This window comes from Devosia sp. (assembly GCF_030689745.1).
In the GTDB taxonomy this organism is placed as follows: domain Bacteria; phylum Pseudomonadota; class Alphaproteobacteria; order Rhizobiales; family Devosiaceae; genus Devosia; species Devosia alba.
Window position 1 is genome coordinate 1 of the sequence record NZ_JAUYGL010000212.1, and the last position, 17,347, is coordinate 17,347.

Genomic DNA, 17,347 nt, shown 5'->3' on the forward strand with positions numbered 1-17,347 from the left:
TCGGCGAACTGCGCGCGCAGCAAGGCCTCGGTATAGAGATTTTCAGCCTGCGGCGGCCCGCCCGTGCCATGCGCCAATTGTTCGGGCCGGTAGCCTTCGAGCAACAGCAACCCGCCCGGTTTGAGCGTCCGCACCATGCCGGCGAACATCGCGTCGCGCAGCGCCGGCGGGGCAAACTGGACAAAAATCGCCACCACCACGTCGAACTGCGCCGCCGGCCAGTCATAGCTGCCAATGTCCAGGCAATGCGTGGTCAGCCGCACGCCACGTTTCCTGGCCAGCTGGTCAGCCTTGACCAGCCCGACCGGCGAGGCATCAATCGCCAGCACGTCCAGCCCCTGCTCGGCCAGAAACACCCCGTTGCGCCCCTCGCCATCGGCCACCGCCAGCGCTGTCTGATAGCCCTTCAACCGGTGCGCATTGGCAGCCAGAAAGGCGTTGGGGGCCTCGCCAAAGACATAGTCAGGCCGGTCATACCGTTCATCCCAAAAGCTCATCATGCCCTCGACTGACCGTGCTGGCCTAATAATCCCGCTCGTAATAGACGCCGACGCTGGAATCGCCATCCTGTGCCGCCGACCCGGTCAGCTTGAGGTCGCTGGTGACATCAAGGTTGATCGTCACCTTGCTTTGCCCGCCAGCCCCGGCCTGCACGCCCAGATATACATTGTCCTGCAGATAGGTACCCGCCTGCACCGCCACATTGCCCTGGCTGTCGGTGACGATATCGAGATCGTCCAGCCCGGCGGCGCTGCGCAGATTGTCCACCAGCCCATTGCCGCTCCCGCCACCCACCAGTTCGGCGGCCGCTCCGGCCAGCTTGGCCAGCTGCAGCGGCGACAAATCGCTGATCGAGCGCTTGAAGATCAGCTGGCTGAGCACTTCGTCCTGCGGCAGGGCCGGGCTCGAACTGAAGCTCACATCAATATTGGAAGCACGGCCCGAAACGGTGACGAACACGGTAATACCCTCACCCTCGGTGCGCGCCACCAGGTTCAGCACCGGGTCCAGATCGCCCACCAGTGTCACCGTACCGCTGTCAAAGGTCACCCGCTGGCCCAGGATCGCCAATCGGCCCCGATTGAGCGAGAACGCACCTACCGGCTGGATATCGCCGATCGGCCCGGTGATCCGCACTGAACCGCCCAATTCGGCATCCAGCCCGCGGCCGCGCACGAAAATCTGGTTGGGCGCGTTCACCGTGATATCGAGCACCACCCCGCTCGGTCGCTGCTGCGGGATCGGCGCACCGCTTCTGTCGTCAATCTTGGCACGCACCAGTGTCTGCGCCACCGCGGCGGGCTCATGGATATGCTCGACATCGATCAGAACGGCGCCACCGCCGAAATTCTCCGGCACCGTGATATTGGCCCGCTCCACCTGTACCGTGCCGGCCAGCAGTGGCGAGCCGGTCAGATTGCCGGTCAGCGCCAGATCGCCCGATACGGTCGCCACAAACAGATTGCCATCGGCATAGCGCACCGCATTGAGCGCCACCCGCAGATCCGCCGGGAACCCGCCACTCAGCCCGACTGAGCCGGAGGCCGAAGCCGAGCCGCCCCGCGCCAGATTGGTCGACAATTGCTCGATGACCAGCCGGTCGCCATCGAGGCGCGCCGAGCCGGCAATCCCCTGCAGCCGCACATTCAGTTCAGGATCGATATAGCCAGCCCCGCTGGTTGAGACCCGGCCGCCGAATTGCGGGTTGCTCAGGCTACCACTCACCTGCGCATCCAGTGTAATCAGGCCGGTCATCTGGCCGCCACGATCGGCAACAAACCGGTTGGCCAGCACCAGTGGCGCCGAGCCGGTCACGGCAACATTGAGCCCATTGCCACTCAGCGGCACCGTACCGGACCCGTTGATCGTCAATCCGCCCGCCCCGTCGGCACTGAACGACGCTAGGGTGGCAGTGCCATCAGCAAAGCTGCCAGCAGCGTTCACGCTGAGCGGGGTAATGCCAAATGGGTTGATTGCTGTCGCGGCAACTCCCTGCGCCTGAGCGGTAAAACTCACCTGCGGATCGGCGCTACTTCCCGCGATCTGCGCCTGCCCGCTCAGCGTGCCCGCCAGACCCAGATCGGGCGCCACCGCATTGGCGATCGACAGCGGGAGCGCGGTGATGTCGAGAACGATATCCAGCACGTCGCCTGCCGAGCCGCTGGCCGTAATCGAGCCCGAGCCGACATCAAACCGCACCGAATCCAGCGTCACGTCCGACCCCACAACCTGCAATACACTGGGCTGGGCCAGCCGTGCCGACAGCGTCCCCTGCTGCAACTGGGCGCGGTCCAGCGCCAGCCGATAGCCTTGCTCGACCGGGGTCAGCGATCCGGCGAGATCGATATCGGTGCCGGTCGCCAGCGCCGCCTGCGCATCAAACGCCGTCGTCTCGCCCGTCTGCGTTGCCCGGGCATTCAGCGTCTCGATATCGATGCCCGCCGCCGAGACGGCGCTGGCGTTGATCGTTCCGTTGATTGCCGGCACGCCGAACAGATCGGCCACGCTGGCGCTGATATCGGCCGCGCCGATCCTGATATCATTCACACTCAGCGCCCGCACATCGCTGCGCAGGCTGGCACTCTGTTTGGCATCGACCGGGGTCAGTTTGACCTCGGCATTGATCGCGCCCGAAGCATCGAGCAGGGCCAGCGCGGCCGCCACCGACACATCCGGCGACACCACGCTCAGCCCGCCATTGATCAGCCCGGTCAGCATGGTCCGGGTCAGCCCGCCACTGATCCGCGTCCCGGCAGCCTGAAAATCAATATTGTCCAGCGCCTGTTCGGATGGCGTCACAGCGACATCGGCCGCCAGCGTGGTGCGATGGCCGTCCAGTTCTGCCGCGCCGGCAATCTTGCCGCTCAACTGGTCGCCGGCATATTGCCCGGCAAAACCCAGCGTGCCGTTGCGCAATGGGCGATCCACCAGCTGGCCACTGGCCACACTGGCCTGCAAGTCCAGCCCGATCACGTCGTCCGCACCCTTGGCCGTGCCTACCACCCTGAGCGGGCCGCTGGCCTGGTCAGACAGCAGGGCCAAATCACTGAGGTCGAGATCGAAGGCAAAATCGGCCAGCGTGCTGGAATAGGTGCCGTCCGCCAGCAACTGCATCTGCGTATTGGCAATGGCGAACTGGTCCGCCGTCAGCCCGGTCGTGTCACGTGCTACCCGTCCCGACAGTTTGACCTCGCCTGCCAGGAGCCCATCGGCAATTTCGTCGTCGATCCGCAGATCGCGCCCGGTACCGTCCAGCGTCAGGTCAAACCCGCCGGTCAGTGGCTTGATGCTGCCATTGGCCTTTAGCGCCAGCCCACCCGACAGGCTACGCCCGGCCAGTCCGGAGAACGGCGCGATGCTGGAGGTATCCAGCCCGATGTCGCCAGTGAAATCCAGCCCATCCAGTTGCCCGGACAAGGCCGCCGTCAGCGCCGCGCCAACCACGCGCAATTGCGCCAGCTGTACCGGCTGCCCGGCCTTATATACCCCGGCGATGCCGACCCCTATTTCATCGCCCAGCGCCGCTTCGATCCCCGGATCAGCCGAGATGCCGCTCAACGCGCCATCGCCATTGAAGGTCACCATGCGGCTGGCCGGATCATCCAGTGCCGTCGCCACCCCATCCACGGTCAGCACCAGCGCATCGGCACTCAGCCCCGGCTGCGCAAAGCCGCTGACATTGAGATTGGCGCGCCAGTTCTGCGGCGCCGCGCCGCCCACAGCGCCGCCAAAATCCACCATCAACTGGCCCGCATTGACCCGCGTTGAGGCCCCCGGCACCGGCAACGTCACGGTCCCACCGGCCGGATCGCTCACCATGGCATTCAGGCTCAACTGGCGCAGGAAATTATCCGCTGTCGTCTCGGCCGCCGCTTCGAGCTGCAATTGTCCGCCGCTCAGCTTGAGTCCGCTGATCGACAGGCCACCCGCCTGGCGCACCAGAGCCCGGGCGGTCAGTGCCGTTTCCGGGCCAAAGAATGGGCGATAGGCCTCCGCCATCAGCGTCGACAGCGGTCCGCGCAGATCGGCGTCAATGGCGAAGCCATCGGCCTGCTGGCGCACCGTGGCCACGCCGCCCAGCGCGGTCTGGCCATTGGCCTGCAATTCCAGCGTGGTGCGCAGATCGCTCACCGGACCCGTGCCCGCCAGTGTCAGCGTTACCGCGGGACGGTTCTCGATATTGAGCAGATTGGCGAGCACGCCATCGGCGGGCTCCACCAGCGCCAGACCCAGATCGATACTGTTATCGCCCCTTGTATAGGCCAGATCGAGATTGAGGGTGCCGCCCGGCCCATCGAGCCGGACAATATCCAGATTGGTGTTCAGATTGCCGCCATCAAGACTGAACGCCCCGTCCACCGACACTTCCGAGCCCAGACCAAATACGCCTTCGCCAAAGCTGACCTTGGGCACACTCAACTGATCGAGCTGGATCGCGACCGGAAACTCCGGCACCGTAAAACTGCCTGCTTCCGCTGGCGGCAGGTCCAAATCGTCATTGGGCACTGCATTGCGGATATACTCGATGCTGTCGGCACTCAGTGTGCGCACTTCCAGCCGACCCAGGAACAGTGCTCCCTGGTTCCAGTTCAACTGCGCATTGTTGACCCGCAGCCAGACCCCCTCGGCATCCGAAATGGTGATCTCGCGCACCGACACATCCGAGCCCAGCGCCCCATCAATATTGGAGAGCCGGATCTGCCGCTCGGGCGTCGACAGCTGATCCTGCACAAAGCTGGTCAACCAGTCCTTCTGCTGTTCCTCGCTCATGCTCAGCACGTCCTGCGCCAGCAGGGTGGCGGGCACGCCGAGCCCGACCAGCAACAGCAGTATGACAAGTAAGCGCCGCATCAGAACGCCTGCCCGATGCCGACATAGACGGCATAATTGGCGTCGCCCGGCTTCTTGTTGAGAGGAACCGCCACATCGAGCCGCAATGGTCCCAGACTGGTATAATAGCGCAGACCCGCGCCCGCACCGATCCGCAATTCATCAAGCCCGGGAAACACATCTGCCGCCACATAGCCGCCATCGATGAAACCGACCACGCCAATGGTCTCTGTCACCTTGGCGCGCGCCTCCAGCGAGGCTTCCAGCAGATAGCGCCCTCCGGTCACCTTGCCCGCACCATCATCAACACCGATCGATTTGTAGCCATAGCCGCGCACCGAGCCGCCGCCCCCGGCAAAGAACAGCTTGTCGGGCGAAATTTCCGCCAGGCTCGGTCCGACCACCGCCCCGGCTTTGATGCGGCCCGCCAGCACGAATGGCTCGTCCTCGCCAAAGCCAAAATAGGTCCGCCCCTCAAGGGTGACCCTGGCGCCGGGATTGGCAAATTTGAACTCGTAGAAGGGCTCAAGACTGGCTTTGGCGTACCAGCCACTGGTGGCGTCGACCGCATCATCGCGGAAATCCAGTGTCGCCCCCGTATAGAGACCGGCCGTGGTAAAATCGCGCGACCCGAACGCATCCTCAAACCAACTGCGCTGCAGCGTGGCGCCGCCCTCGAAGGTTATCTCGTCGGAATAAATGTGGGTCAGCCCGACTTTGCCATTCGCCGAGGTCTCGGTATAGGTCGGGTAAATTGTCCGTTCGGCCGATATCGCCGCCACCAGATCTGTGTCGGGCGTAATGATGCCGGGCTTGGTGAAGGTGCCACCAAAGAAATAGTCGAACTGCGCCGTGTCGACCGGATAGGCAATGCTGGCCACCCTTGCATCGAGCCGCAGCCGCTCGGCCTGGCCGAACAGATTGCGCCACAGGTGGAACGCCTCCACGCCCAGCCCGTCAAGGCTCGAATAATTGGCGCCCACGCCAAAGCGCGCGCCCGGCAGTTCCTGCACGATCAGGCCATAGGGCAACAGCCCGTCACTGCCGATCGATTCAGCCGCTTCCAGCCGGGCAGCCCGAAACACTTCGAGCCGGTCCAGCCGCTTCTGCGCCCGCGTCACGGCATCGGGATCATATTCCTCGCCGACCACCAATCCCGTCTGGCGCCGCACGAACTCGGGATCCATCCGCTCGGTGCCGCTGACCGTTACCGCGCCAAACGCCGCCTGCCGGCCGGGATTGACCGTGATGGTCACTTCCACCGTTGAATTGGCATGATCAGCCACCACATCGCGGCTGGCGATCACCGCCTTGGCAAAACCCTGCTGCCGCCAGGCCTCCAGCGCCAGCGCTTCAGCCTTGATGATGGCGCCCGATCTGGCAATTTCGCCGCGGTTCAGCCCGCGGCTTTCCGGCGGCGGCACAAAGTCATCAGGATCACTGGTGAGGGGTGCCGAATTGGCGATAGTGACGCTGCTGAAGCGGAACAGCGGACCGGGCTCGACGCTGAGCACCACATCCACCGGATCGGGCAGATCGACATCCGGCGCCAGCTTGGCCGCTTCCTGCCCGCCGACGCGAATGCTCACCACACCGCCATAATAGCCTTCGCCATAGAGAGCGGCGACAATACGGCGATAATCGCCGCGCGCCTTGGCCAGCAGCCCCGCCGCGCCTGACGCCGGCTGATCGGCATCGGCCACCAGCGCGGAGGCATTGCGCACCACATCGTCCAGCGCCCCATCCCCATTCACCGCCACCACCACGCTATAGGGCTGCGGGTCGGCAATCACTGCTGTCGCATCCACCGCATTGGGGTCTTCAAACAGCTTGAGGCCAAAAATTTCAAACGCAGCAACGGGCGCACCAGCCATGCCCAATGCGCTGGCTGCCACGCACATGGCGCAAAAACTCAATACTCGACGCGCTCTACGCAGTGAACTCATCCCGCCAATTACGCTACAACCAGAAAGGCAGAAGTCCAGAATGTCACAGCGATCACAAGATTGCGTTAAGCAATCCCTGCCCGTTCCGACCCGTCCACCTGCCCGCGTTTTCCCGGCCATTTTAACGTCTGCCGCCCGGCGCACAAGCTCTGGCTGCATTTGATCCAAATCGTGATCAATGTGGCCTCCCCAGCGCCCGCTATTCTCGCCTCAGCGGCGCCACCCGCCCTTCAGCGCCGAGAGCGGCCAGCCCCCCTGTTGACGACGCCCGTCTCGGCGGTCCAACCTGCGGCACGATCGTTTATTCCCAGGACATAGCCATGTACCAGCTGCTTGATGCCAGCCGCTTCGTCGTTTTCATCACCGGGGCCACTTCCGGCTTTGGCGAAGCTGCCGCGCGGCGCTATGCCGCCGCCGGTGGCAAGGTGATCGCCACTGGCCGCCGCTGGGATCGTCTGGTCGATCTGCAGATCGATCTGGGCGCCGAGAACTGCCACATCATCGCGCTCGACGTGCAGGATCGCGCGGCCATCGAGGCCGCCATTGCCGACCTGCCGCCGCCCTTTGCCGGCGTCAATATCGTGCTGGCCAATGCCGGTCTGGCACTCGGCCTGCAGCCGGCCGCCGAGGCCGACATCACTGACTGGGAGACCATGATTGCCACCAATATCACCGGCTTGACCTATACCGTGCGCGCCCTGCTGCCCGGCATGATCAAGCGCGGCGGCGGTCACATCGTGACGCTGGGGTCGGTCGCCGGCGATTATCCCTATCCCGGTGGTTCGGTCTATGGCGCCAGCAAGGCCTTCGTGAAGCAGTTCGCCCTCAATCTGCGTTCAGACCTGCAGGGCAAGAATGTGCGCGTCACCAATATCGAGCCGGGCCTCACCGAAACCGAGTTCTCGCTGGTCCGCTTCAAGGGTGATGAAGACAAGGCCGCCAAGCCCTATGCCGGCACCAAGGCCATGAACGCCGAAGACATTGCCGAAACCATCTTCTGGAGCACCACGCTGCCGGCCCATGTCAACGTCAACCGCCTGCAGGTCATGGCCACCACCCAGGCCTTCGGTCCCTTCGACATCTATCGCGAAGACTGATCTGAAACGCAGCCGGAGCCGCGACATCTGATTCTGCCCATATCTGCCACCGCGTGGTTTTTGTTGTGCAAGGGAAACCACGTGGTCGGGCGCATAGGCCGCTACAATCCCAGAAACCGCGCTGTATCGGGATCCGCCGGCACGCCCTCGGCCTGCCGCTGCGCCAAGATGGCCCATTCCCGGTCGCCCGGCGCCATCACCCGCTCGCCACCCGGACGCACCTGGGCGGCGCGCAGATTGGCCAGATAGCGCGTTATCATCATGCCGAATATCTCACGCCCGACGAACTTGTCGGGGTCAACCACCAGCACGAAATGCCCCATATTGCGCGGTGTCGACCTGTCATCGCCGCCATACATCGGGATGAAATCGCTATCCAGCGTAGTGCCGGTCAGCAGGGCGGAAAACAACGTTGCCACCCCGGCCAGCCCGGCGCCCTTGTAACCATAATCCGCCCCGCCCAGCGGCAGCAGCATATCGGCAAACTCCGGGTCGCTGGTCGGCAGTCCCTGCTGGTTCGCCGCCACCCCTTCGGGCAATTCCAGTCCCAGCGAGCGATGCAGCAGCACCCGGTTCATCGGGATCGAGGAGGTCGCCATGTCCAGCAGCCAGGGCTGGCTATCCGGCACCGGCGCCGCAAAGGCCAGCGGATTGGTGCCATGAAACCGCGCCGCGCCGTCAAACAGCGTCACCATGGAATCGGTATTGGTAGTGGCAAAGGTCACAAAACCCTGCTCGGCTCCGGCCAGCGCATAGGCGCCTGCCGCCCCCAGATGGGAGGAATGATCGATTCCCACCGCTCCCACCCCGGCCTCCCGCGCCAGCGCGATCCCCACCTCGACCGCCTTGTAGGCTGCATAATGGCCCAGCCCGTCATCGCCATGCACCATGGCGCTGCCAGAGCCGCGCTGCTCGACCACCAATTGCGGGTCCTTGTTCAGCCGCCCGCCCGCCAGCATGTTGCAGTAGTGCTCGGTCAGCCGCACACCATGGCTGTCCACGCCCAGCATCGAGGCATGCATCATGGCCCTGGTGGCTGCCGCCAGCGAAGATTCGCTCGCCCCTGCCGCCCGCAATGCCGCTGCGACCTTGCCTTCCAGCACTTCTGCCGCAAAGCGTGTGACCTGTGCTTCCATGCCTGTCTCCCTCAAGCCGGCTAAACTATCCACCACGTCATGGCGGCATTCGGGCTCGGGTCAACCGATCGCGAACCAGCCGCAGTTCACACCGTGTCGTCCGCCTCGGGCGGATAGCGATGGGTCTGACCCTGCCAGTCGCGCACGCTGTAGTGCCCTTCGTCTCCGACGATTGTCGCAGCACCAATATCGGCCTTGCCATGCCCACCCGGAATATCGAGGACATAGACCGGCTGGCACAGGCCCGAAATCCGCCCGCGCAACGCGCTGACCAGCGCCTGCCCCTTGGCAATGCTGACCCGGAAATGGCTGGTCCCCGGCGCCAGATCTGGGTGATGCAGATAATAGGGCTGCACCCGGTTCTCGACAAAACCCTGCATCAGTGCCGCCAGCGTCTCGACGTCGTCATTGACCCCGGCCAGCAGCACCGATTGGCTGACCAACGCGATGCCGGCATCGGCAATGCGCGCCATCGCCGCCCGCGCTGCCGGGGTAAATTCGCGCGGGTGATTGGCATGCACGGCCAGATAGGTGGTCTTGCCGCTGGCCTTGAGCGCCCCAATCATCGCCGCATCGACCCGCTCTGGCTCCACCACGGGCACCCGCGTATGAAAGCGCACGATCCTGACATGGGCGATCCCGGCCAGCCGCGCCATCATCTCGGCCAAGCGCCGCGGCGAGAGCACCAGCGGATCGCCGCCGGTCAGGATCACTTCCCAGATATCGTCATGGCTGGCGATATAGTCCACCGCTGCATCCAGTTGTGCCGGTGTCAGCGTGCCCAGCCCCTGCGGCCCCACCATTTCGCGACGGAAGCAGAACCGGCAGTAGACCGGACACACGTGCACCGCCTTGAGCAGCACCCGGTCGGGATAGCGATGCACAATCCCCTCCACCGGAGAATGGCTGAGATCGCCGATCGGGTCAGCACGCTCCTCCAGCGTCGTCTCCAGTTCGGCTGGCGTCGGCACGAACTGCCGCGCCATCGGATCATTGGGGTCATTGGCATCGATCAGCGCCAGTACCGCCGGCGTGATCCCGATGACGTACTTCGCCGCCACCGCATCGAGCGCGGCATCGTCATCCACCAGCCCAGCCGCCACCAGCCCTTCTACGGTCCTTATGTGCACCTTTTGGCCTCCCCACGGAGCGGCACCTCTCCCCTGAGGGAAGATCTGATCGCGCGCCGAGCCGTCATTCCGCCACCGGCGCCCACAGCACCGCCTCGATCCTGGGCGCCGCCGTCGCCAGCATCACCAGCCGGTCAAAGCCCAGCGCCACGCCACTGGCTTGCGGCATCAATGCCAGCGCCCTCAGAAAATCCTCGTCAATCGGATAGCGCTCGCCATAGATCCGTTGTTTTTCATCCATCTCGGCGACAAACCTTCGGCGCTGCTCATCGGCATCGGTCAATTCGCCAAACCCGTTGGCCAGTTCCACGCCGCAGGCATAGAGCTCGAACCGCTCGCTGACGCGCCGGTCATCGGGCGCCCGCCGCGCCAGTGCCGCCTCGGCGGCCGGATAGCGGTCAAGCACGGTGATCGCCCCCATGCCCAGGTGCGGCTCCACTTTCTCGGTCAGAATCAGGCTGAACAGATAGCTCCAACTGGTATCCGCCGGCACCGCCATACCCAGCGCCGCCATCTGCCGCGCCAGCTCCTTGCCATCCGTTACCCCCTCGCCATCCATGCTGGCGAACAGATCAATCCCCGCATAGCGCGCAAAGGCCTCCACCACGCTCAACCGTTCCGGTTGCGCGAAAGGGTCACAGCGCCGCTTCTTGTAGATCAGTGCCTTGACCCCGGTGGTCACCGCCGCCAGCCGCAACAGGGCCACGCAATCGGCGATGATCGCCTCATAGCTATCCCCGGCCCGGTACCATTCCAGCAGGGTAAATTCAGGGTGGTGCAGCGCGCTGCGCTCGCGATTGCGCCACACATGGCCCAGGCTGGCAATCCGCGTCTCACCCGCCGCCAGGAGCTTTTTCATGCTGAATTCCGGCGAGGTGTGCAGATACATTGTCTGCCCCACACCGTCATTGCCGATCATCTGGGTGCCGAATGCATGCAGATGGGCCTCATTGCCCGGCGAGCGCTGCAGCCCCGGCGGATCTACCAGCAAAAACGCCTCGGCCGCCAGATAGCCCCGCACCGCCGCCTCGATCCGGTTGCGCGCCACAAGGATCGGCCGCCGATCCGCATGTACCGACGGGGTCCACCAGGGCGAGGCTGACAGGGGGTGGGGTGAGCTCATGGGACCTTTATGACGGCAAGGCTGGAGATTTGCGCCAAGATAGGATAGTTGGCGCACGAAAGTACATTTCCGCGCGCGGACGGCTCTGCCTCTACGACGCGCCTCCGTTACGAACAAGGAAGAATAATGGTCAAGGTCATCGCCTCTTCGCTGCGCAAGGGCAATGTCGTCGAACAGGACGGCGCATTGCATGTCGTCCTGACGGCAGAGAACGTCCACCCCGGCAAGGGCAACTCCATCACCAACGTCAACATGCGCCGCATTTCCGATGGCGTGAAGGTCGTCGGCCGCTGGCGCACCGTCGAAATGGTCGAGAAGGCCGATGTCGATGACCGCGAATACGATTATCTGTATTCCGATGGCGAAGGCCATCACTTCATGGAGCCGGTCAGCTTCGAGCAGATCACCGTCCGCGATGACGTGATCGGCGATCAGGCCGCCTATCTCACCGACGGCATGAAGGTGCATCTCAAGACCTTTGAAGGCAACGCCCTGTCAATGGAACTGCCCCAGCGCATGACCGTCGAGATCGCCGAGACCGAGCCGGTGGTCAAGGGCCAGACGGCGTCCTCGTCCTACAAGCCAGCTCTGCTCACCAATGGTCTGAAATGCATGGTCCCGCCCCATATCGGCCCCGGCATCCGAATTGTTATCAACACCGAAGATAACTCCTATGTCGAGCGCGCCAAGGACTGATCGCCAGGCCGCCTTCTCGCCAAGCGCGCAGGGCTCATAGCCGCAAGGTGCGCAAAAAACGGGCCCATCTGGGCCCGTTTTCAACTCTCATCGATCCGCCCGGCCGCGGCATTCCAGTGCGCCTCGGCGCGGTCGACAGGGGTGCCTTCCGCCAGCCAGCGGTCATAGGCCATTTGGCGCTGGTGCATATGCTGGGCGCGCAGCCAATGATCGAGGGCGCGACCATGCGGCTGGCCCTCCTGCTGCCACAGAAAATATGCCGTTCGCCGGATTGCCTCGGCCAGTTCGGCGTTCTCGTGCATTGTCTCGCCAGTGCCAGACTGGGCGCGAACCAAGGGGCCCACGCCCAATGCGGTTAGGCTGCCTTCTGATTGACGTCGCTGGTGGCCAACTGGCTCAGCGTCTTGTCGGTGGCCATTTCTTCCTGGAGCGTAGCATCGAGCAACTTGACGGCGTCCGCCATGCCCAACTGGCCGGCCCAGGTCTTGAGCGTGCCATAGCGGGCAATCTCATAGTGTTCCACCGCCTGGGCAGCCGACACCAGACCGGCATCCAGCGCCACGGTGCCCTTGTACTCTTCCATGATCTCCTTGCCTTCATCGATGATGCCCAAAATGGCATCACAGGTCTTGCCGCGCGGCGCCTTGCCCAGCATTTCGAAGATCTGCTCGAGGCGTTCAACCTGGCCATGGGTCTCTTCGAGATGCTTCTCGAAGCCTGCCTTGAGCTCGGGAGAGCTGGCGGCCTTGGCCATTTTCGGCAAGGTCTTCACGATCTGGCGTTCGGCATAGTAGATGTCCTTGAGCGTATCAAGAAACAGGTCATTGAGAGTCTTTTCGGTAGCCATGTGCTTGTCTCCATGCAGGGGTTACGACGCTGGCCGGAGAACGTGCCAGATCGCTCCGGGTTCCCGGCAATCTCGCTCTTGTCGCTACCCTCAAGGATGAAAACGCTGGCTCAGCCAGTTCATTTGCGCCCGGTCCTGAAATGGCCCGCCGCCCTCATGATTGTTGAACTCATATTCCACTATGGTCTTGTCCGACCCGGCATAGGCATTGAATGCGCCGTAGACGGTTGAGGGCGGGCAGGTCTCGTCCATCAGCGCCACGGAGAACAGCGCTGCAGCCCTGGCCTGCCGCGCAAAGCACACGCCGTCAAAATAGCGTAGCGTCTCAAACACCTGGTTTTTCTTGTCGCGATGCTGGGCCAGAAAGCGCACGATCTCGCCATAGGGGTCGCGCAGCGCCTTGGCCACCGCCCGCGGATAATCGCACAGGAACGGCACGTCGGGCATCACCGCCTTGACCCGGCCATCAATCCCGGCCACCGCCAATGCAATGCCGCCACCCTGGCTGCCGCCGCACACCGCGATACGCTCGGCATCAACAAAATCCTGCGCCACCAGCGCATCGATTGCCCGCACGCCATCGGTGAACAGCCGCCGATAGTAGTAGTCGTTCTTGTCCAGCACGCCCTTGGTCATCACGCCCGGGCCGGAAGCGGTCGATCCGACCGGATCGGCCGTCTCACCCATGCTCCAGCCACTGCCCTGCCCGCGCGAATCCATGCGGAAATAGGCGTAGCCCGAGGCCGCCCAGTGCAATTGCTCGTGCGGAAATCCCCGCCCGCCGCCATAGCCCAGATAGTGCACCACCAGCGGCAGTTTTCCGCTGCGCTGGGTCGGCAGCACCAGCCAGCCCCTGATAGGATGCCCGCCAAAGCCGGGAAATGTCACATCAAAAGCCTCGACAGCCTTTAGCGTTGTCGCCACCGGCACCATACTCACCGCGCCGCCGATCGCCCGCGCGTCGGCCAGCGTGCTCTGCCAGAATGTCGAAAAATCCTCGGGCGTCGGCACCCCGCTGGTATAGGCGCCAAGTTCAGGTTGGATCAGATCAGGAAACGGCATTGCATACCCCACAATTCACATGATCGGCACCATGCACCGACCGCCCCTACCATACCAGATCGATCCTTCAGCTTCACACATCCCGATGCAGCCAGCAGGCGACTTAGTACGCCAGAGGTCAACGCCAACTGGCAGTCAGTGACATGCCAACTGCAGGCAGCGCATGGCTGGCCTGTGCAATCGGCCCTAGTACAACCATCGCTGCGGGCCCATTTACCTAATCATGAAAGCGACCCGGCAATTCGGTCTGGTCTTTTGAGGAACTGGAAAATGAGCACCCCACGCAAGTCCATTTTTGCGACACTTGGTACCTTCGTCGAAGTATTTGGCAGCGCTGCTGCTGTTTCGAACGCGGTCGAGAGCGGGCGTACTCCCCACGCCAGGCACCTCAAGAACCTTGGTATCGATGTCGACGCATTCCGTTCGATCGGCAAGCGCTAAACCTGCCGCAGCGCCGCTTCCCCCTGTAAGCGGCGCGCGCAGTGCAGTCGATTGAGCGTCAGAAAGCCCGGATGCCCTAATGGGGTGTCCGGGCTTTTATTTTTGTGCGGCCACAAAGTAGGCGGTGTGGCTAAGCAGCCTTTTTGAGGGCCGCAGGCAGTGGCCATTGCCACACCCGAAAGGGCACCGGCTTGCGGTCTGACTGGCTGTCGATCTGCGCTTTCGTCAGGCCATAGATGCATCGCCATCCGTCATCGCTGATCCGGAAGTCATCGCGCCTTTGGTCGGTTCTGGACGGCACCTTGGTGGCAAGGGCCAGCCGGAGCAAGGCATCGAGATGCACCTTGCTGAAACCGCGATTGCCATCGTCATGGGCGGGGACCTGCTCCTGCTGTGACAGGGTCAGCAAGGCGGCGCGTTCATATTGATTCAGTGCATATGGCTGGGTCATGGTGCACGAAGTGTCACCGCTTGAGGTTAACAAGGCGTTATGACCCGCGTCGTCAGGCGCCGTCGCCAAATCCGGCCGGAGAGCGCAACATTCTCTCCCTGGCTGTCGCCACGCGTGCTTGGCAAACTGTCGCCTTTGCTCTGCACGCATCAATTCCTCGATCTCAAGAACGGCAAACACCACGTCCCGCGGATTGCCTTGTCCTCGATCGGCTGTTGATCGCAGCGGTTGAGATAGTCCTGCGTCTTGAGGCCGACGCCTGAGGGCTCCTGCAACGTCACTAGCGCACCCGGCTCGATGGTCAGCGGCAAATCCTTGTTGGCGGTGAAACTGCCTCCCGCGATACCGCCCGGGCGAATTGGCTGGGCGGCTGGCCGACTTCGCGACTGAATGCCGTGCTGAATGCGCTGGCCGACTGGTAGCCAAGCCGCACAGCGACTTTCTCCAGCGGCACCAAATCGCGGCGCAGCATGTCCTTGGCCAGCGCGATGCGCCACCGAAGGACATACTCCATTGGGGGGATGCCGACCTTGCGTGCAAAGCGGTCGCTGAACACGGAACGTGAAAGCCCGGCACGGCGCGCGAGGTCAGCCACTGTCCATTGATTTGCGGCGTCGGCGTGGATACAGCGGAGCGCCGCGGCAATATGCGGATCAGACATGCCCTGCAACAGCCCCGGTAGCGGGCGAATGCCTGGCTCCTCGCCGGCGAGGCGCAGCGCCTCGACCAGCATGATCTCAACCAGCCGGCTGACAATCAGGTCACACCCGGGCCGTTGGTTCGTGGCTTCGTCGACCAGCAGCTCAATCGTGGCTAGCAGTCGCTGAGAATGAACATCCGCGTTGCGCACGCAAAGAAGTTCCGGAAGCAAATGGGGGAGCAGCGAGGCATTGGTCTGATCGAACCAGAAGTACCCGCCGAGGAGTTTGAACTCCGGATCGGTGTCCGGACGGCCGTGATGCCGCGGCACTGGCGCCTCCTCGATTGACTGAGCGACGAATGGAACGCACTCGGCGTTCGGATCGCTGCTGATGGAGAATTCCGGGCAAGGTGGCATCAGGACGAAGTCGCCCTTCTGCAGTCGGATATGCGGTCCTCCCACGCTCAAATGGCAGTCACCGGCGAGGACGAGGCCGAATCCGGTGGTCTCAATGCGCCCATAGCGCGCACCCCAGCTACCAGACCCCGTGATCAGCTTGGTGTGTACGGCACGTGGGCGGAGCATCGAAACGAGCGACGACAAGGATTCCATTTTCAGGTCCGCTTCCCAGGTCATCTCAATGTGACCGAGTACCGCTCTCTTGCCAACCATCTTCGATTGCCGCTTCTCTCGACATCCCGGATGAATCCCCACCGTTACCCTCAGCCGCACTTCTCACGAAAGTTGGGCCGGCGTGTGACTTTGATTCACGGGCCAGTCTCTGGCAGTCAGAGGTTCCAGACTCCAGGCCCATCCGCCTTGCGGTCCCATGGCAGATGGCGCCCATTTTCACGGCAGAGACAACGAGACTCGCTCTTCCCGGCTCTTCACTCGGCCAACCGGGCACTTCCCGCCATTGGCAGCACGTCCGTACCAAGATGACGGCCCCGCTGCATTCAGCTTTTCCCGACTAAAGTAGGATCATGCAAGTTTCCGGGAGTTTGTTGATAACGCTCGGTGCTGCCGCAGTGTTTAGGTGGCCCCAAGGCGGTCAAGGATCGCTCTAAACTCAAAGGGAAAACACCATGAAGACCGTCATGATTACCGGCTGCTCGTCGGGTTACGGACTTGAAACCGCCCGTCACTTTCTCGCCCAGGGGTGGAACGTCGTCGCCACCATGCGCGCACCGCGTGAAGATCTCCTGCCCCGCTCCGAGCATCTCCGTGTTGTCGCGCTCGACGTTACCGATCCAAAGAGCATAGATGCAGCCTTGGGATCGAGTGGCCGCATTGACGTGCTTGTCAACAATGCGGGGATCGGGGTGGTCGGCGCTTTCGAAGCAACTCCCATGAGCTATATCCGCAAGGTATTTGACACCAACACCTTTGGCGTCATGGCCATGACCCAAGCCGTTGTGCCCCTATTCCGGGAGCAGAACGCGGGCGTTCTGGTCAACGTCACATCAAGCGTTACGCTTGCCCCCATGCCGCTGGCCGCCGCGTACACCGCAAGCAAGATGGCGATCGAGGGGTTCACCGGTTCGCTGGCCCACGAACTTGCGGCATTCAATATCCGGGTGAAGCTTGTCGAGCCCGGCTATGCGCCCACAACTCGCTTTGGCGCGAACACCGAACTGGATATCAGCGATCTGATTCCTCCGGCATACCAGCCTTTTGCCCAGCCGATCTTTGAGGGATTTGCCAAGCCCGCTCTTACAACAAAAGAAAGCGATGTTGCCGAAGCCGTGTGGGCTGCCGCCAATGACCTGTCGGATCGATTGCGTTTCCCGGCGGGGCCGGACGCCGTCGCACTGGCCATGGCGGGCTGACATACGCCTCGTAAACTCAACAAATTCGGGTGCGTGGTGCGCACCCGGATTTCGCGTGAGATCAGGCGCCGGAGACGACCAGCCCTCGACCACTTGCACAATTCTGCTTTCAGTGAGAG

The 17,347-nt window shown here is 63.1% G+C and carries 15 protein-coding genes; 4 read left to right on the forward strand and 11 right to left on the reverse strand.

The window, feature by feature from the left end; all coding sequences use genetic code 11:
* The 3 genes from Q8O80_RS18275 to Q8O80_RS18285 form a co-directional block, all read right to left on the reverse strand.
* Positions 1–497, reverse strand: a 497-nt coding sequence (locus Q8O80_RS18275; RefSeq protein ID WP_305581916.1) for a class I SAM-dependent methyltransferase, incomplete at its 3' end; no start/stop codon positions are given.
* 25 nt (positions 498–522) lie between these two features.
* Complete coding sequence (locus tag Q8O80_RS18280) at positions 523–4,851, reverse strand: translocation/assembly module TamB domain-containing protein (protein ID WP_305581918.1); 4,329 nt, start codon at positions 4,849–4,851, stop codon at positions 523–525.
* On the reverse strand, positions 4,851–6,731 hold the full coding sequence (locus Q8O80_RS18285; RefSeq protein WP_305581920.1) for an autotransporter assembly complex family protein: 1,881 nt from the start codon (positions 6,729–6,731) through the stop codon (positions 4,851–4,853). The genes Q8O80_RS18280 and Q8O80_RS18285 overlap by 1 nt, the downstream gene beginning before the upstream one ends.
* A 365-nt stretch (positions 6,732–7,096) precedes the next feature.
* On the opposite strand from Q8O80_RS18285, the gene Q8O80_RS18290 reads away from it, so the two are divergent.
* Positions 7,097–7,873, forward strand: coding sequence for an SDR family NAD(P)-dependent oxidoreductase (locus tag Q8O80_RS18290; RefSeq protein WP_305581922.1), 777 nt, complete (start codon positions 7,097–7,099; stop codon positions 7,871–7,873).
* Positions 7,874–7,974: 101 nt separating this feature from the next.
* On the opposite strand, the gene Q8O80_RS18295 is transcribed toward Q8O80_RS18290, so the two are convergent.
* From Q8O80_RS18295 to epmA, 3 genes are all read right to left on the reverse strand, one after another.
* A complete protein-coding gene (locus Q8O80_RS18295) occupies positions 7,975–9,009 on the reverse strand; it encodes an Ldh family oxidoreductase (RefSeq protein ID WP_305581924.1) in 1,035 nt (344 codons plus the stop codon).
* A gap of 86 nt (positions 9,010–9,095) precedes the next feature.
* A complete protein-coding gene (locus Q8O80_RS18300) occupies positions 9,096–10,139 on the reverse strand; it encodes a lysine-2,3-aminomutase-like protein (protein ID WP_305581926.1) in 1,044 nt (347 codons plus the stop codon).
* 64 nt (positions 10,140–10,203) lie between these two features.
* Positions 10,204–11,262 carry an EF-P lysine aminoacylase EpmA gene (gene epmA / locus Q8O80_RS18305; protein ID WP_305581928.1) on the reverse strand — a complete coding sequence of 353 codons (1,059 nt, stop codon included), beginning with the start codon at positions 11,260–11,262 and terminating at the stop codon, positions 10,204–10,206.
* Positions 11,263–11,388: 126 nt separating this feature from the next.
* Here epmA and efp point away from each other — a divergent pair, with 126 nt between their 5' ends.
* On the forward strand, positions 11,389–11,958 hold the full coding sequence (efp, locus tag Q8O80_RS18310; RefSeq protein WP_305581930.1) for an elongation factor P: 570 nt from the start codon (positions 11,389–11,391) through the stop codon (positions 11,956–11,958).
* Positions 11,959–12,038: 80 nt separating this feature from the next.
* Here the strand turns inward: efp and Q8O80_RS18315 are convergent, their stop codons facing one another.
* From Q8O80_RS18315 to Q8O80_RS18325, 3 genes are all read right to left on the reverse strand, one after another.
* Positions 12,039–12,260 carry a DUF2934 domain-containing protein gene (locus tag Q8O80_RS18315; RefSeq protein ID WP_305581932.1) on the reverse strand — a complete coding sequence of 74 codons (222 nt, stop codon included), beginning with the start codon at positions 12,258–12,260 and terminating at the stop codon, positions 12,039–12,041.
* A gap of 53 nt (positions 12,261–12,313) precedes the next feature.
* Positions 12,314–12,805 (reverse strand): ferritin-like domain-containing protein, encoded by a 492-nt coding sequence (locus Q8O80_RS18320; RefSeq protein ID WP_305581934.1) that lies wholly within the window; start codon positions 12,803–12,805, stop codon positions 12,314–12,316.
* 90 nt (positions 12,806–12,895) lie between these two features.
* Complete coding sequence (locus Q8O80_RS18325) at positions 12,896–13,867, reverse strand: acetylxylan esterase (protein ID WP_305581936.1); 972 nt, start codon at positions 13,865–13,867, stop codon at positions 12,896–12,898.
* Positions 13,868–14,137: 270 nt separating this feature from the next.
* On the opposite strand from Q8O80_RS18325, the gene Q8O80_RS18330 reads away from it, so the two are divergent.
* On the forward strand, positions 14,138–14,308 hold the full coding sequence (locus Q8O80_RS18330; protein WP_305581938.1) for a hypothetical protein: 171 nt from the start codon (positions 14,138–14,140) through the stop codon (positions 14,306–14,308).
* Positions 14,309–14,438: 130 nt separating this feature from the next.
* On the opposite strand, the gene Q8O80_RS18335 is transcribed toward Q8O80_RS18330, so the two are convergent.
* The gene (locus Q8O80_RS18335) at positions 14,439–14,759 is read right to left on the reverse strand and encodes a hypothetical protein (protein ID WP_305581940.1); all 321 of its coding nucleotides are present in this window, start codon (positions 14,757–14,759) and stop codon (positions 14,439–14,441) included.
* Between the two features lie 301 nt (positions 14,760–15,060).
* Positions 15,061–16,035, reverse strand: a complete 975-nt coding sequence (locus tag Q8O80_RS18340) for an AraC family transcriptional regulator (protein ID WP_305581942.1) — start codon at positions 16,033–16,035, stop codon at positions 15,061–15,063.
* A 449-nt stretch (positions 16,036–16,484) separates the two neighbouring features.
* On the opposite strand from Q8O80_RS18340, the gene Q8O80_RS18345 reads away from it, so the two are divergent.
* Complete coding sequence (locus Q8O80_RS18345; protein WP_305581944.1) at positions 16,485–17,228, forward strand: SDR family oxidoreductase; 744 nt, start codon at positions 16,485–16,487, stop codon at positions 17,226–17,228.
* Positions 17,229–17,347: the final 119 nt, after the last annotated feature.

What these genes read in the sequence shown, in the direction of transcription:
- Q8O80_RS18320 (WP_305581934.1), bottom strand. Translation starts at nt 12,805, where the DNA reads ATGGCTACCGAAAAGACTCTCAATGACCTGTTTCTTGATACGCTCAAG.
- Q8O80_RS18315 (WP_305581932.1), bottom strand. Translation starts at nt 12,260, where the DNA reads ATGCACGAGAACGCCGAACTGGCCGAGGCAATCCGGCGAACGGCATAT.
- Q8O80_RS18330 (WP_305581938.1), top strand. Translation starts at nt 14,138, where the DNA reads ATGAGCACCCCACGCAAGTCCATTTTTGCGACACTTGGTACCTTCGTC.
- Q8O80_RS18335 (WP_305581940.1), bottom strand. Translation starts at nt 14,759, where the DNA reads ATGACCCAGCCATATGCACTGAATCAATATGAACGCGCCGCCTTGCTG.
- epmA (WP_305581928.1), bottom strand. Translation starts at nt 11,262, where the DNA reads ATGAGCTCACCCCACCCCCTGTCAGCCTCGCCCTGGTGGACCCCGTCG.
- Q8O80_RS18280 (WP_305581918.1), bottom strand. Translation starts at nt 4,851, where the DNA reads ATGCGGCGCTTACTTGTCATACTGCTGTTGCTGGTCGGGCTCGGCGTG.
- efp (WP_305581930.1), top strand. Translation starts at nt 11,389, where the DNA reads ATGGTCAAGGTCATCGCCTCTTCGCTGCGCAAGGGCAATGTCGTCGAA.
- Q8O80_RS18325 (WP_305581936.1), bottom strand. Translation starts at nt 13,867, where the DNA reads ATGCCGTTTCCTGATCTGATCCAACCTGAACTTGGCGCCTATACCAGC.
- Q8O80_RS18345 (WP_305581944.1), top strand. Translation starts at nt 16,485, where the DNA reads ATGAAGACCGTCATGATTACCGGCTGCTCGTCGGGTTACGGACTTGAA.
- Q8O80_RS18295 (WP_305581924.1), bottom strand. Translation starts at nt 9,009, where the DNA reads ATGGAAGCACAGGTCACACGCTTTGCGGCAGAAGTGCTGGAAGGCAAG.
- Q8O80_RS18340 (WP_305581942.1), bottom strand. Translation starts at nt 16,035, where the DNA reads ATGACCTGGGAAGCGGACCTGAAAATGGAATCCTTGTCGTCGCTCGTT.
- Q8O80_RS18290 (WP_305581922.1), top strand. Translation starts at nt 7,097, where the DNA reads ATGTACCAGCTGCTTGATGCCAGCCGCTTCGTCGTTTTCATCACCGGG.
- Q8O80_RS18285 (WP_305581920.1), bottom strand. Translation starts at nt 6,731, where the DNA reads ATGTGCGTGGCAGCCAGCGCATTGGGCATGGCTGGTGCGCCCGTTGCT.